Here is a 16,304-nt window from a genome sequence, read left to right as displayed (position 1 = left end):
TGGAAATTCAGACCCCATCGACCACTTTGTTTCAGGAGGAGCGTGACCAGCTAAAGTGATTGCTAGACTCATTTCTGGTCAAATGGTAGCGGAATTGGATTGTCACGAGGTCTAAAAATTGATGGTCAGGGCAAAACGGAAAAAAATGGTCAGCCACTTCGGATTCTCCACGGAGCCTTGCTGCACTTGTTGTCATCGGGAACGGCGTGAGTTTTTTTACGATGCGATGTCATCATTTATTCACATTTACTTAGGAGCTCTTTGTCGAATTATACTTTGTTCGTAATAAAGTAAAGGAGGCAGCCCTTATATCCAGGCTGCCTCCTTTGTTTTTTTAACGTTGCAACCAATACGTATCAATCAATCAATAATGATTTTTCGAATCGCATTATTGTTTGCGTCCGCAACGTATACGTTACCATTAGCATCTGTTACTATTCCCATCGGCATACTAAACCTAGCGGTACTTCCCACGCCGTCAACAAAATTCGCTTCCGACTGTAGTCCAGCTACGGTCGATACCTTGCCGTCGGGGGTTATTTTACGGATACAATTTCCATCTACGATGTATATATTTTCGCTCTTATCTATTGTCATATGACCCAACGCCGAACTGAACTTGGCGTCTGTCAGTGTGCCATCCTTAAAGCCCGTGCCTGCCATCCCGGCAAATGTTGTGACTTGACCGTTGGTTAGTTTTCTGATTCTCGCGTTGCCGTTGTCAAGAATAAGGATATCCCCGTTAGTGGCAGTTGCCAGGTAGGAAGGGGCATTAAACCGGGCTAAGGTTACCGATCCGTCAATCATCGATGGCCCCGCGGTGAGTGAACCTGCAAGGGTCGTCACCGTGCCATCCGGCGCAATTTTCCGAACAGCATTGGCTTCGGCCAGATACAAGTTGTTGGCGACGTCAGCACTAAGTCCGGTTGCGTCGCGGAAACGTGCCGTATTTCCTTTTCCGTCAACGGCGGAACTGCCCTGAAGGGCAAAATTGCCAGCGAAGGTTGATACCTGGTTTTGCGTATCAATTTTACGGACACCATAGGCGTCGGTAACAAAGATGTTCCCGGTCTTGTCTACCGCTATGCCCAGTACCTCGTTAAATTGAGCCGTCGCCACCGGTCCGTCAGCATAGCCACGGACAGAGCCTGCAAGGGTTGTTACATTTCCTTGAAGCGTTACCTTACGAATGCGGCCCATCATTTCACCCACAAGCAAGTTGCCGTCATTGTCGCGTGTCAACGAATAGGGCATAAGGAAACCGGCCGAAGTCCCAACACCGTCTGCGTCTCCCCATTGACCACCAGCCAGTGTGCTAACGGTATACGTCCAAATGAAATCAAAAGATGGTCCATCAGCTTTTTGATCACCCAACTCAACCTTGATATTACCAGTGCCCGCTGCTGCTGGCACTTCGACAACAAGCGATGTTGTGGTAGCCGATATCACTGTGGCTGCTTTCCCGTTGAAGGTCACTTTAGTATTGGATGGAGTACTACTGAAGTTGCTTCCGCTAATGGTAACCTGCGTTCCTTTCGCACCTGTTTTCGGGTTAACGTCGGTGATGACAACCTTTGCCAATATTGTAAATATGGGGCCGGTAGTGGATTGGCCGTTTACCGCCACAGTTATTTCGCCAGTCGTCGCTGATGCGGGCACGATAATCACGAGCTGCGTTGCTGAAGCAGTTTTTACTTCGGCCTGCACACCGTTGATTTTTACGACGTTGGAGGCTGCCGTACCGCTGAATCCTGTTCCGGTAAGAGTGACCTCGATACCTGCAACGCCACTTGTTGGCTCGATTGAAGAAATGGCAAGAGCCGTTGCTGTAAGGACCTTAAACTCCGGACCGGTTGCCGTATGGCCATTTACAGTCACTGCAACGGGGCCTGTAGTCGCATTGGCAGGAACTTTGGCGACAAGGGTCGTTTCGGTTGCGCTCAGCACGGTTGCAGGCACACCGCTAAAAGTAACTGCGTTGTTACCAGATGTCGCGCTGAAGTTCGATCCCGTAATGGTAACTTCAGAGCCTACGTTACCTTCCGTGGGATTAATTGCCAAAATAGCGGGCAGCTGCATAGCAACCTCGTTGTCATCACTTTTACACGATGTGATATAGGCCGCACCGACCATCAGCGCGGCTGACAACAATAAAAAATAAGCGATTCGTTTTTTAATTGATTCAATAGATTTCATAGGCCATTAGATTTATTTATTCAAACATCTGTTGTGAAACTGCAATGTCCTTTCAGTTTCTTGCTAAGGGCTAAAGGCTGAGAGATTTTCCCGAATCACGGGTTGAATCGACCTTGAAAGAGGACGAAATGCGTTGATTACAGTGTATGATAAACGTGAGGAGTTCGACAATCTGTAGTTACGACTGTTTATCTTTGAGCTTCCGCTTTGGAGGATAAGTAACGAGCAACACGTAATGACCAAAAAAAAGTATACAACTGGTGCAGAGCATCGTAAATGCTACCTGAATAAGCTTTTTCTCATATGGAAACAATTGTAAAAATTAGTTATTGGAGAACATGGATTGATCGAGAGCTAAGTGGTTTAATGAACTCGATACCTGCGATCTGTTTGCTCACCTTATCCATTTTGTCTCACCAACTGGAATGGGGGCGTACCTTTTCGGTCTTTTTTCCTGGCTTTTTTCTGTCGGTGTTTATTTTATATTTTACTCGGTTTTACAATAATGCCACGTTAGAGATAAATTCTGACGGACTTGTGATTAGGAAGAGACGGGCGGAAATATTTATTGAATGGTCAAGTGTCAGAAGTATTCATTTTGAAAAAGAAAAAGATGATATGATTAATCCGCCGATTAAGATGAATGTGGTGACTCAAACGGAAGAATTTAACCTTTTGATAGATAAATATCTAACAATGAGGCCTTCAAAAAAATATGAACTGATCCTGGAGTGTATTAAAACGTATGGGCACAATTCAGTTTCTGTGCAGAGCTTATGAAGCGTGGATGAAGATTCAGAAATTCAAGTAGATTCACTGGCTCCACGGGTTAAAATAAAACGCAAAGTTAGAAGAATGTATTGCTCTAGAATTCATGGGTCTGGCTGGAAAATTATAAAGGTGGATAGATAAGATATGAAAGTACTCTGGTTAATTTTTTTTTTTCCTTTAACCTAGGTTTAGGATTTGGCCAAGACCTTGTGGTGAATGGCAGCTTTGAGGAATACTCTAAGTGCAATTGTGACGATGGAGAAATTGATTTTTCAATCGGATGGTTTCAGCAAGTTGGAAGTACAGATTACTACAATGCCTGCTGTAAAAGGAAAAACCTCACCAGAGTTCCATTCAATAAAAGTGGTTTTCAACAACCCTTTGGTATTGGTAACGCTTATGCAGGGCTGTTTTTATTTTATCACGAAAAAAAGGACCGCTCTAATGGATATTTTAATAGGGAATATTTGCATACGAAATTTCGCGAGCCTTTAGAAGCCAACAGAAAGTATTTAATATCTTTTTACTATAGCATGGCAGATAGTTCTGTATTCTATACAGATCATTTTAGTGTGAACTTATCCAGGGAAAAGACTCTTAAATATTATGATGGAATGGAGGATGTGTTAATTGGTGAACATATGCTCTCTGAAAAAGTTGGCAAAGTGGATGCAATGGATACGGTGAACTGGCATAAGGTTGAATTTCAATATTTATCTAAAGGAAAGGAAGAATATTTGACCGTTGGTTTTTTTAAAAGCGATTTATCGAAACGAGGGTTTCAAAGTATCGTAGAAAAAAATAGATTAAGAAAGACCAATACTTTTGAGAACGCCTGCTATTACTACATTGATAATGTTTCAGTGGTACCAATGAAAGTTAAAGAAGAATTTAGCCACCAATGATTGGACCAATTCACGGTGAGGTAAACAATGAACTTCGGATGGAAACAAATAGAAGTGCCTTGACCGTAAAATTCCCCTGTGAAGCTACGCTCGAAAGTAACAATTATCGTGGGAAGGTGACACCCCAAGGGCACGGTTCCCTACCTTCCAGAAACCCACACGAATTTCATCCCCCTTCCCCTTAAAATTATTCCGTAAAAGTATGATCTTGCAAGTAGCATAACACTACCTGTCCCTATGACTCAAACCCCAAGCGCAGCAAACCCCGTGTCACGGATACTCGCCGCCAGCCTGATTGGAACCACCATCGAATTTTTTGATTTCTATATCTATGCCACCGCAGCCGTATTGGTTTTCCCTACGCTGTTCTTTCCGGCGGGCGACCCCATTGCGGCAACGCTGGCATCATTGGCAACATTCGCGTTGGCCTTTTTTGCCCGGCCTCTGGGCGCTGCGCTCTTCGGGCACTTTGGCGACCGGAAGGGACGTAAGGCTACGCTCGTGGCGGCGCTCATGACGATGGGACCGTCAACGGTGGCCATCGGGCTTTTGCCGTCCTATCATTCCATCGGCATTGTGGCGCCAATCTTGTTGGCGGTGTTTCGGTTTGGTCAGGGGTTGGGGCTGGGTGGTGAGTGGGGTGGTGCTGTGTTGCTGGCCACGGAGAATGCGCCGAAGAATAAGAAGGCGTGGTATGGCATGTTCCCGCAGTTGGGTGCGCCCATCGGGTTCCTGTTGTCGAGCGGAACATTTTTTATTCTTAGCAAAACCATGAGCGACGAGCAGTTCCTGTCGTATGGCTGGCGAATTCCATTTATAGCCAGTGCGTTGCTTGTTTGGGTTGGGCTCTACATACGTCTGAAAATAACGGAGACGCCCGACTTTCTGAAGGTTATGGATAACAAGGAACGCGTAAAAGTTCCGGTCATCGCCGTCTTTGCCCGACACACCAAAGCCGTCTTCCTGGGAACGGTGGCCACGATCACCACCTTCCTGGTGTTTTATATCATGACGGTTTTCACCTTAAGCTGGGGAACGTCGGCGTTGCACTATCCCCGCGAAAGCTTTTTGATTGCCCAGATGATTTCCATGTTGTTTTTTGCGTTGGGCATTCCGGTGTCGGCCGTCATTGCCGATCGCAGGGGCAGGCGCACCATGCTCATGGTGTCGAGCATTGGCATCTTTGTCTTTGGTTTGTTTCTCGCGCCCTTCTTCAGCACGGGCAGCCTCCTGGTTACGGTGGTGTTTCAGTCGACCGGCATGTTGCTGATGGGGTTGAACTACGGGCCGGTAGGGACTGCGTTGGCAGAGATTTTCCCAGCAGAAGTTCGCTACACGGGAGCATCGTTGTGCTTCACACTGGCGGGCATTCTGGGCGCATCGCTCACGCCCTATTTGGCCACCACGCTGGCCACAAGCTATGGTCTTTCTTATGTGGGATATTATTTGTCGTTTGGCGCGGCCATCAGCATCGCGGCCTTGCTGGCATCGCGCACGTTGATGAAGGGTGAACCGGGAAGCTGACGGTTCAATGTGAGCATGACGTTAACGTATAGGCTCACATTCTTCATTGTTCATTTACTTCGTATCAACCAGCAGCGTGCTCATGCACCTGAATTACATTTGTCCCGTTAAAACCCATTCAATTAATCCCTATTTTCGGCGTACTTAATTTTGACCGACCTATGCGCGTTATGACCAGAGGGCTTCTGTTGCTCGTTGTTTCCCTGAGTGCCTGCAGCACCTTCAAAGATGCTCCCAAATACCAGTTGAGCGATGGCACCTATCGATTCAAACAAACCGGAGGCAAATATCAACGGGCACAGATCTATGTTCAGGATGATTCAACCCGAATTCATTTGGCGGCATCGTCAAAAACACCGATGGTGCCAGACCCGTCCAAGGATCAGATCTTTGTGAAACCCAGCTTCGACATCGATGTGATGACCGTGCCTTTCAAGTACAGAACGGCCACAGCAAATCTTCCCCGCCAACTGACCACGGAGTTTAACGGCAATGCCTACTTCGGCTACCGGCTCGACCGCTTTCGCATCCGCTATAAACAAAGTCCGTTTGGAACAAAAAAAACCTTCAGCCACCGCGGCCTGACCGTCGGTGGTTTTCTTGGTTTAGGATCAACGGCCGTTACGCCGTGGACCACCAACAATCAGACACTCGACGAATACAACGGACTGGTGTTGAGCCGTGGCCTGTCGTGCATGATCGGCATCAACAATCTCACCGTGGGTCTTGGCATAGGGTGGGACTCGCTGACCGATCGTGACAAAGACATCTGGATTTATCAGAACATTCCGTGGTATGGCTTAACCCTAGGGCTCAACCTTAACTAACACTAGATTCTCTTTTCAAACACAAAACCCTCACACGGCCATGCCCATCATTCAACACACACCAGAAGGTGTATTCCCACCCTATCGCAACTATAGCCACGCCGTGGAAGTGAAAGGCGATGCACGGCTGTTGTTCATCAGCGGATTGAACGGCTATCATGAAGACGGACAATCGATGCCCGACGCGTTCGAAGCGCAAGGCGAGCTCATCTGGAAACATATCGGCACCATTCTCAAGTCTGCCGCCATGGACTACACAAACATCATATCCGTGCGCACCTACCTCGCCGATCCGTCGTTCGACGAAGCCAACGTGCAACTGCGAATGAAATACCTCGGCAACAACAAACCATCGCTCACCGTCATCTGCTGCCAGTTGTTAGAGAAGAAATGGAAACTGGAAGTTGAGGTAGTGGCGGCAAAGGATTGATTCAAAACGTTGATTGGGGTTGGCAAGTCAACTCAAAAATGAGGGATGCCCCGGGGACAGCTTTATGCGTTTTAATGTGGGCAATAACGATGGTTGAATCGTGCTTTTTGAAGGATAGATGTCGTATTGTGTTGCCCGGCAAAATATGTGTTGTTGAAATAGAATGGTCGTCGGAAATTATTTCTAGATTGAACATGCGCTTAGCATCCGGAAGATAAAAACTGATATGCAGCCTCGCGCAATTGTTTGTCAACACCAAAGTAGTACTAACCTGACACCGTCATGCGGACTTTAGCCAGACTCAGTGCTTTGGCAACACTGGTGGTCGCGCTTTGCGCAGACCCGTTTCTTGTACATGCACAGTCTGGAGCCAACCCGGAAGGGAAGCAGTCGTTCAGGAAACTTCAGTCGCAACACAACGACAAACGTAAAGTTCATTCGCTCGTTACGCTGGGATACCACTATGTCTCCCGTTTGCCCTTGCCCGCAGCAAAAGACAGTGCCAACGCTATCTTTCGCTTCGCCGACTCGGTGAGTATCCACCTGAAGTACGACAGCGGCAAGCTGGAAAGTCGGCTCGGACTCGCACAGGTGTGGATCAAGATGGCCGAACATGACATGGCCGACGACGAACGCCTGCCGTTGGATCTGAACCCGCTGAAACGCATGTTTGATGGCATCGCTTCGTTGGTAAAAACAAAACAAAATTTCGAAACGACCGGTGAGACTTATTACAAACTGGCCATGCTCCTGTCTCGCCGCACATATTTTTTCGACTACAGGATAATGTTGTTTGATTCGGCCGCATTCTTTTTTCACCAGTCGGGAAACCGGAACAGAGAATCGGAGACCTGGAGACAGTCGGGCGAAAGTTGTCATCAACAGTCGAAGCTCGACCTGGCTGTGGAGAGGTATTATAAAAGTATCGAAGTCATGCAAGGAGGCCACAGAAAAGGGCTGTCTGATCCCTATTCGTTGTTGGGTAATATTTTTTTATACCAGGGGAATTACAAGAAAAGTCTTGAGCTGCTGTTGGTGGCCTATGACCTGGCCGAAAAGGAGAATAAGGAATCAGAATCATTCGGATGGGTAAATCTTTTTTTAGGACTTTACTATAAACGAGTCGATGATCTGGATCTGGCACTGAAGTATTATCAGAACGCGCTACAGGTTTTTGAAAAGCTTGACCGCACGAACGCAGAGGATCTTATCTATGCCGTCACCAATGCGTGTAAGATAATTGTTATCAAAAGCCCAAGCCAGTCAATACAGCTTATGGATCGGATTGTTAAAGAGCATCCGATGGTTGTTGGTGAGCATATGTACGTCATCATTCTCAACGAGCGCATGATAGCCTACGCCCGGATGAAAGACTATGCCATGGCCCAGAAATATTGCGACCAGGTGGTAAAGAGAATAAAGACGAGAGATTTGGCAGCCTCAAAAACGTTGGTCAGGGATGTTATTGATTTCCTGGTCGACTCTCGTCAATATGTGGAGGCTCGGAAATATCTGGCGCTCTACCAACCGGTTGTTCGAAAGGAAAAACCAGCGCTTCGCGACAGCTATTACGTTATGCACCGGATCGATTCGGCAGAAGGGAAATTTGAAGCAGCGTTGATCAATTTTACAAAATTTAAACTGCTGAGCGATTCCCTGCTGGGGCAGACGAAACTAAAAGAAATAGCCGAACTGAAAATTTCCTATGAATCTGAAAAGAAGGAGCAGTCCATTGCCTTGCTCACCAAGGATGCACAGATCAAAGATATTCAGCTTGTTGAATCCAGGTTTGCACGCAACATCATCATTGGTGGTGCGTTGATTTTGTTTTGTGTTCTTATCCTGGTCTTTACACTCTACCGGAAAAGGAAACAAATCGGTGAAGACCTTCAGGTTCAGAAGGATGAAATTGATAAGAAAAACCTGATTTTGCAGCGGGTGATTGGCGAGAAGGAATGGCTGGTGAAAGAAGTGCATCACCGCATCAAAAATAACCTGCACACCATCGTAAGCCTGCTGGAGTCGCAGTCGTTTTATATAAAGAATCGCGAGGCCTTGTCGGCAATCCAGGATAGTCAAAGCAGGATTCACTCCATGTCGCTTATTCATCAGAAGCTGTATCAATCCGAAAGCAATTCTTCCATTGCCATGGGGCCCTACGTCATCGAGTTGCTCGATCATCTGAAACGAAGCTTGAACGGACCCAAACAGATTTTTTTTGAGGTTGATGTCGATGAGATTTCCCTCGGCATCGGCCAGTCTATTCCCATCGGACTGATGCTGAACGAGGCCATCACTAATTCCTTAAAATATGCCTTCCCAACTCCCGGAAAGGATAGAATTTCGGTGCGCATGAAGAAGCATGAAAACCGTGTGCGACTCGTCATTGCAGACAACGGCATAGGACTGCCGCCAAATTTTGATCGAAAAAACAAACACCAGGGGTTGGGCCTGCAACTGATTCATGGCCTCACCGCGGAGATCGGCGGCGAGTTGACGCTGACCTCTGAAGCCGGGTTGACAATTGACATTGAATTTAAAGTAAACGACAAGCTGGAGCAGATCGCCGATCAGTATGCGTATGACGTTGCTCCATACACCGCCGCATTGTTCGACAGTGAAATGCAAGATGGCAAAGATTGAACAACGCAGAGCGCTTGGCCGTCAACAAAAGCAAAGAGCCCCGCATGGTCGGGGCTCTTGCTCTTTAAAAAATAATTATTGCTTATTTCAAGACAACAATGGAACGCGCCTGTTTTCGCGATCCCCGTTCCACCCGCAGCCAGTACACGCCGTTGGTTAAGTCATCCACATCAAGCGTGAGCGTGTTTGCGCCTTCTTGCAGTCCCAAATAGGTCTGCGATTTTACTACTCTGCCCGAAGCATTCATAAGGCTCAATCTTACCTCCGGATAATTTCCCGCGCGAACATGCACAAAGAGTTGACGGGCCACCGGGTTGGGATAAGCAGAAAGGCTGGTGTCATCTTCACTGTGCATGGAAGTTGCCTCCAGCGCCAACGCCGCCACACCGGAAACATTCTGGATGGCGATGTTATCCACATTCGGACCGCTGCTGCCAATGGCCGTGATGCGGATTGTGTTTGCGCCGGCATTCAGATTGGTAGTGATGGTAACGGTCGACCACGTTGTCCACGCGCCCGTCGACGAAAAACCCAGCGAGGCATTCACCACCACACCATTCACGTTCACCGCCAACGGTCGCGATCCGCTGGCCAGTGCATAACGAAATTTCAAGGTGTAGCTGCCCGCAGTGGGAATTGAAGCCGACCATTGAACATAATCGCCCGACGCATTTTGATAATCGGCAAAGCCTGTACCGGTATAGCCTGCATGATCGCTCACGGCCTTGGCGCCCGACAGTGTCGCGCTTTCGGCTTCCAGGGTTTGGATGGGGGCCACCGTGCCGTCACGATAAAATGCACTTGCCGGGATGAGTTGTTTCGCAATGCCTGGTCCGGCATAGCTCGTGGTGAGAACGGCCGAGCCAAGGTGTTCAAAAAATGTAATGGTCATGGCGTGCTTGCCGGCCTTCAACCCAATGCTTCCGCTCGCTTCTAGCGTGGCATGCAGGCCATCGTTGTTCACCACGGTGGTGGTTCCGATCTGTAGCCGGCTGCCGTCGTCGGAGCTGGTGTAGAATGTATACAGGCCGTCCGTTGGCACGTTGATGTAGCCGGTATATCGGAAGGCATAGTCATCTTCGCGGTTGCGCGGTGTCAGGTCAACGTTGGCCACGTTGCCCGACTCTGCGGGTGTCAGGGTGGCAAAGGCAGGCAGTGCACTCCAGACGCCCTCGTAGTAATCATACTTTAATCCGTTCACGGTGTTGGCCGGGTTCTCCGGATTGCGCAGTGTGGTGAGGCGATACACGGCGGTGTAGGTGATGTCGTTCACAGGTGTGGAGATCGTCTGCGTGGCTGCGCCGCCGTGCAGCCAGCGATCAAACTCATAGGTTTGTCCGCCCACGGTCTGAGGCGACACGACGCCGATTGCACGTTGAATGCCTTCCACACTCAGATCAGATAGAGGAGTGGTCACCGGTTGCCCGTCGAGTGTCACTTGCAGGCCCGCGGGTTGGGTTGCCAAACTAATGGTTGACTTTTGCGGGAAGATGTCGCGGAACACCGTGTCGCGTAGGCCGCCTGCGTCGGTCACAATGAGAATGAGCCTATACCACACGTTGTCGGCCACTTCGCCGCTGGTGGGAACAACAAACGATCCGGACTTCGCACCCGATGCCACCGGCGGGCCGTCGTGACGGTGTGTGTCGTGATGAAAGTCTACATGCCAGGTGAAGGCGCTGGCGGGCAGCGTGCCGTCTTCCGTGTCGGTGGCATCTCCTGAAAAGCTGATCGTGTCACCGCCGCGATACAACGCGCCCGATGCCGGTGTGAGTATCTGTGCTACCGGTGGTGCATTGAACGCATTCACCGTGAGTGTGGCGGCTGCACTGGAGGCACTGCCCGCAGCATTCGAAACCACCACGCGATACGAACCTGCGTCGGCCGGTTGTGCACTGGCCAGAGTGAACGAGGCCGCGGTGGCACCCGAAATGTTGACATTGTTTTTCTGCCATTGATAGGCGAGGGGCGCCGTGCCTGTGGCCGTCACCGAAAACGTGGCGGGCTGCCCCGCGGCCACCGTTTGATTGGCGGGTTGCGTGACAATGGCAGGAACCGTGTTGACGGTATAGATTATTTTAAACAAAGCCCCTGTGCTGCGTTCGAGGTAATATAAATTACCATCATTGCCAACGGAGATGCTGAGCGCATCGCCGCCCAAACCCGTGGCAAAGGGAAGACGCGTGGGCGTTGCCGTGGTGAGGTCGAGCATGTTGATCCACCGGTTGCAGAGATCCTGAAAAAAGTAACGTCCCTGATAGGCCGGCGGATAGTTGGAAGAGGCTGCATTAAAAAACACACCGCCGGTAATGGCACAGCCCGTGCCATCGCCCGAGCCATGCGGATAGCTATACACCGGATTGGTGAACGCCGGATTGGTGCTGGTGCCTTCGGCCGAGGGCCAGCCAAGGTTTAGACCGCCGGTGGTGGCATCATCAATTTCCTCCCAGGTGCCCTGGCCCACGTCGTTCACAAAGACCTTGCCTGTGCCGGGTTGAATGCTGAACGTGTAGGGGTTTCGCAGACCGTAGGCCCACACCCTGCGCCGTTGTTCCGACCCCGTGGCAAAAGGATTGCCCGCAGGAACAGAACCGTTTGGATTGATGCGCAATATTTTTCCAAGATAGGTGTCGAGGTTCTGCGCGTTTGCACCGTTGGCATTTTCGCCCACGGCCACATAGAGCAACCCGTTTTTGAAGTGCATGGCGCCGCCGTTGTGGTTGGTGGCAGAGCTTAGCGGATCAAGGTTCAGCACCACCACCTCGCTGCCCGGCACCACCACGTCGCCATTGCCGGTGAAACGACTGATGCGGTTTCGCGACCCGTCGGGCAAGGTGTAGTAGAGGTAGATAAACTGGTTGGTGGCAAAGTTGGGATCAAGGGCAATGCCAATGAGGCCGCGTTCGCCGCTTGAATTCACACTGACCTGAACAAACGGTGTGGTCAGCAGTGCTCCGTTTTTGATCACACGCAAAGCACCGTTTTGCTGTGCCACAAAAATTCGGCCGTCGGGAGCAAAGGCCATCACCGTGGGACTGCCAATGCCGCTGGCCACTTGCACCCGGCTAAAGCCGGAAGGAAATACTTGAGCGAAAGCCTGAACCCCGATGAGGCAGGCAAGAGAGAGCAACATGCAAACCTTGCATACTGCGGTTAACAATACATAAAAACGTGTCATGGAGGTTGGGGGTAAAATTGTTCAAATCGTTGCGGTTGTTTTGAAAATGTATTACAGCTATTCTCAGTTGGTACTGAAATCCGCCCCCATGGACATGTTAACACTTTCCCGAAGACAATGTTTAGCGGAATCGGGAAATATCCTTTTTGGTTTTAAATTTAGATGCGCTCTGCGCACACGTAAACCAATCCTGCAGTGGCACTATCCATCAAACGAAGAACCTTTATCCAGCAGTCGGGCCTGCTCGCGGCTGGCCTCATGTCAACACACTTGCCATCTCTGGCAGCGCCCGCGCAAGGCAATCCTACCCTGGAGAAAAAACTGGATCGCAAATGGATTGCTTCGCTCTTTGAAAGGGGAGCCCCAACCACCTATCTCAAATCCAGAAAAGAACTTGACTACATCGGCATGCCCGTTGGCGGCATTGGTTGTGGCACACTCTATCTGGGTGGCGACGGGCGCCTGTGGCTCTGGGATGTGTTCAACAAGAACCAAACCGGGGTGATCTACAAGAATGTGAAGTGGCACGAGAAGATCCAGTTCAACTATGACTTCCTGCGTCCGTTCGACGGCGCCAACTATGTGGAACCTGTGAAAGACATCCGGCCACTCGACCAGGGATTTGCCATTCGGATTGAGCACGATGGAAAAACAATCATGAAGCGCCTTCAGGCAGACGACTGGGACGAAGTGTCTTTCGAAGCAACCTATCCCATGGCCACGGTGCGATATGTGGACAAGACCGTTCCGTTGTCCATTACACTCCGGGCCTATTCGCCCTTCATTCCGCTAAATGCAGACGACTCGGGATTGCCCGTTACCATTCTTTCTTTCACCGTCGAAAACAAAACCGCGAGCCATGCCACCATAACCCTTGCAGGCTGGTTGGAAAACAAGGCCAGCATCTACAGCGCCAACAACGAAGAATATTATCGCGTGAACGAAGCCGTTCGCGACGCAGCATTTTCGGGCGTGATGGCATCGTCCAACAGCTACAATTGGGCCGACGAAACGTTTACATCTGCTGGCGACTTTGGCAATTTTTTCCTGGCCTCTTTCAACGCCAACACAAAGGTGAACACCGATGCCTCACCCGATCTCACCGCCCCATTGTTCGACAGCGAAAATGCTACGGCAGCAAAAATTGAGCAACGCAAAGCGCTCGCCACTGTGAGCAACACCACCACGGTGCCGCCCGGAGGTCGTGTGGAGTTGAACTATGCTGTGGCCTGGTATTTTCCGAATCTTTCTTTCGACCTTCTCAAAAAAGAAGGTGGACGGTATTATGCCAACACTTTCAAATCGTCGCGCCAAGTAGCAAGCTATGTGCACGCCAATTTTGAACGTCTCTCATCCGAAACCAAATCGTGGTGCGACGCCTGGTATGAGCAGAGCACGTTGCCCTACTGGTTTCTGGAGCGCACGTTCCTGAACATCTCCACACTCGCCACTACCACCGTACACCGTTTTCAGTCGGGGAGATTTTATGCGTGGGAGGGCGTGGGCAGTTGCCCCGGCACCTGCAACCATGTGTGGCAGTATGCGCAGGCCGTGGCCCGCATCTTTCCCTCGCTGGAGCGCGACACCCGCGAGCGTGTAGACCTGGGCGTTGCGTTTCACGACGACGGTCACATCGGGTTCCGCGGAGAGTACGACACGCAACCCGCCATCGATGGACAGGCCGGAAGAATTCTCGGCATCTATCGCGAACACCAGATGAGCGCCGACAACAGTTTCCTGAAACGCCAATGGCCCAAAACAAAACACGCACTCCAATACCTGCTCGCCCAGGACACCAACGGCGACGGCATGACCGACACCCAACTCGAAAACACCCTCGACGCCAAATGGCCCGGTGAAATTGCCTGGATCGTAGGCCTCACCCTGGCCGCCGTGAAAGCCGGTCAACGCATGGCTGAAGAAATGAACGACGAACCCTTCGCGGCAACCTGCAAACGCTACGTGACCCTGGGCGCCGCGAACATGGAGAAGCACCTCTTCAACGGCGAATATTTCATCCACCGCCCCGACGCGCAAAAGGGACGAACGGTGATCGGCTCCTACAACACCTGCCACATCGATCAGGTCTATGGCCAGAGCTGGGCACACCAGGTAGGCCTGGGCCGCGTGCTCGACAAAACCAAAACAATCTTTGCCTTGAAGGCACTCTGGAAATACAACTTCACCACCGACGTGGGCCCTTATCTTAAAGAACACCACGGCGGCCGTCCCTATGCACTGCCCGGCGAAGGCGGCATGATCATGAACACAAACCCGCGCAACGAAGAAGTTCCCTATGGCGTGAAAGACGCGTGGCAGGTAACCTACTTCCACGAGTGCATGACGGGGTTCGAGCACCAGGTGGCCTCGCACATGATGGCCGAAGGCATGACAGAAGAATCGCTCATCCTCACCCGCGCCATCCACGACCGCTACCACGCCGCCAAACGCAACCCCTTCAACGAAGTGGAGTGCAGCGACCACTACGCCCGCGCCATGGCCAGCTACGGAACATTCATCACCGCCTGCGGCTTCACCTACCACGGGCCCACGGGCAGCATTGGCTTCCATCCCAAACTAACTCCCCACAACTTCAAAGCCGCCTTCACTGCTGCAGAAGGGTGGGGAACGTATGCGCAAGAGAAAAAAGGGAAACAGCAGGTGCATCAATTGGAGTTGAAGTATGGGAGATTGATGTTGCGGAGCATACAGTTGGAAAGAGCTGACAAAGCCAAAGATCTGACGGTGACGTTGGACAATAATTTCGTGAAAGCAACGATCGAGCAGGAGGGCACGTCTGCGAAAATTAGCCTGGCGCAAGCTGTGGTTTTGGAGAAGGGGCAGAGGCTTAGTGTCGTATTGTGATTTCTAGAACGCCGTGGAACGGAATTAAACCGATAAATTCATTTAGAGAAATCATAACTAAAAGGAGTGAATGGCTGGTCTAATGCACTTTTCCAGTCGAGGCATTATTGCACTTTTTCCTTTCTATCACGGTTTGTTTTTACAGATAACCCTACAGATTTTTTAGTGGTTTTTGGTGTGCTTCGCAAAGGCTTGTCATTGACGCGTTTGTTTTTCTGTGTTGCCCAATAGTCTTTGATATTCACAAACTCCAAGCGGGGAACTTTACCCATCAGTAAAGATAGTTCGATCAGTTTCTTAAGCGTGAAGTTAAAATTTCCTTTAAGAATTTGATTGATATAGGACGTGCTCACCCCAAGTTTTGCTGCTACTTGTTTTTGAGTCAGGCTGTTGTTGTCCATGTATTGGGACAATTGCCGGAATAGTTCCGCCTGGTATTTGGACAGCAAATAGTCTGGCTGTTTAAGAAGCTTACTTTTTGAGATCATTGTTGATGCTCTTTAAGACGGACAAGGTCTGTGGTTTGATCTTTCTTTTTCCCGCCAATAACAATCACTTGACCTGTTCTATTTTCGTGGAAGAAATAGGTTCGCAAATGCTTCGACTTGGCTTCGTAGGCTTGAACCTTGATCTTTCCTAACCGTAGCTTTTTGCATCTGGGATGCGGTTTGCCACTAGCAACGTCCTCGATAATCTGATAAATTGTGCCGATTTCACCTTCTAGATTTGTGTTTTCAATCTCTTCGACAAAGCTGTCAAGCAAACATTTTCCATTCCTTATGAGCTTGTAAACTTCCTGTACGGTTGAATCGAACTCTGTTATTCTTGCCAATGTGAAAATAGTCATAAATTAAGTTATAACTTAAGTTGATGGATAATTTATTTACAAGAGAAATCAGGAAGAGGGACGTTCCTGAAGAAGAGGGATGAACGAAATTAAATTTTTTTCTGACTTGTTTGAGGTG

At 49.8% G+C, this 16,304-nt stretch carries 11 protein-coding genes; 7 read left to right on the top strand and 4 right to left on the bottom strand.

Going from position 1 to position 16,304, the window contains the following annotated elements; all coding sequences use genetic code 11:
- Positions 1-360: 360 nt before the first annotated feature.
- A complete protein-coding gene (locus tag JI741_RS23085) occupies positions 361-2,196 on the bottom strand; it encodes an IPT/TIG domain-containing protein (RefSeq protein WP_202013783.1) in 1,836 nt (611 codons plus the stop codon).
- Positions 2,197-2,499: 303 nt separating this feature from the next.
- On the opposite strand from JI741_RS23085, the gene JI741_RS23080 reads away from it, so the two are divergent.
- From JI741_RS23080 to JI741_RS23055, 6 genes are all read left to right on the top strand, one after another.
- The gene (locus JI741_RS23080) at positions 2,500-2,976 is read left to right on the top strand and encodes a hypothetical protein (RefSeq protein ID WP_202013782.1); all 477 of its coding nucleotides are present in this window, start codon (positions 2,500-2,502) and stop codon (positions 2,974-2,976) included.
- A 200-nt stretch (positions 2,977-3,176) separates the two neighbouring features.
- Entirely contained in the window at positions 3,177-3,872 is a 696-nt protein-coding gene (locus tag JI741_RS23075) for a hypothetical protein (RefSeq protein WP_202013781.1), read from the top strand.
- Between the two features lie 267 nt (positions 3,873-4,139).
- Positions 4,140-5,396, top strand: coding sequence for an MFS transporter (locus tag JI741_RS23070; RefSeq protein WP_202013780.1), 1,257 nt, complete (start codon positions 4,140-4,142; stop codon positions 5,394-5,396).
- Between the two features lie 170 nt (positions 5,397-5,566).
- Positions 5,567-6,223 carry a hypothetical protein gene (locus tag JI741_RS23065; RefSeq protein WP_202013779.1) on the top strand — a complete coding sequence of 219 codons (657 nt, stop codon included), beginning with the start codon at positions 5,567-5,569 and terminating at the stop codon, positions 6,221-6,223.
- Between the two features lie 40 nt (positions 6,224-6,263).
- On the top strand, positions 6,264-6,653 hold the full coding sequence (locus JI741_RS23060; RefSeq protein ID WP_202013778.1) for a RidA family protein: 390 nt from the start codon (positions 6,264-6,266) through the stop codon (positions 6,651-6,653).
- Positions 6,654-6,935: 282 nt separating this feature from the next.
- A complete protein-coding gene (locus JI741_RS23055) occupies positions 6,936-9,296 on the top strand; it encodes a histidine kinase dimerization/phosphoacceptor domain -containing protein (RefSeq protein WP_202013777.1) in 2,361 nt (786 codons plus the stop codon).
- A gap of 82 nt (positions 9,297-9,378) precedes the next feature.
- Here the strand turns inward: JI741_RS23055 and JI741_RS32620 are convergent, their stop codons facing one another.
- On the bottom strand, positions 9,379-12,474 hold the full coding sequence (locus JI741_RS32620) for a PQQ-dependent sugar dehydrogenase (protein ID WP_236676234.1): 3,096 nt from the start codon (positions 12,472-12,474) through the stop codon (positions 9,379-9,381).
- Between the two features lie 195 nt (positions 12,475-12,669).
- Here JI741_RS32620 and JI741_RS23035 point away from each other — a divergent pair, with 195 nt between their 5' ends.
- On the top strand, positions 12,670-15,339 hold the full coding sequence (locus tag JI741_RS23035; protein ID WP_369411843.1) for a GH116 family glycosyl-hydrolase: 2,670 nt from the start codon (positions 12,670-12,672) through the stop codon (positions 15,337-15,339).
- 104 nt (positions 15,340-15,443) lie between these two features.
- On the opposite strand, the gene JI741_RS23030 is transcribed toward JI741_RS23035, so the two are convergent.
- The gene (locus JI741_RS23030; protein WP_202013776.1) at positions 15,444-15,827 is read right to left on the bottom strand and encodes a helix-turn-helix domain-containing protein; all 384 of its coding nucleotides are present in this window, start codon (positions 15,825-15,827) and stop codon (positions 15,444-15,446) included.
- Entirely contained in the window at positions 15,824-16,186 is a 363-nt protein-coding gene (locus JI741_RS23025; RefSeq protein ID WP_202013775.1) for a hypothetical protein, read from the bottom strand. Before JI741_RS23025 ends, JI741_RS23030 begins: the two co-directional genes overlap by 4 nt.
- Positions 16,187-16,304 lie beyond the last annotated feature (118 nt).

It is taken from the genome of Chryseolinea lacunae (genome assembly GCF_016735595.1).
GTDB lineage: Bacteria > Bacteroidota > Bacteroidia > Cytophagales > Cyclobacteriaceae > Chryseolinea > Chryseolinea lacunae.
The sequence above is the reverse complement of the archived record's forward strand: the minus strand, read 5'-3'. Positions and strand labels throughout refer to the sequence as shown.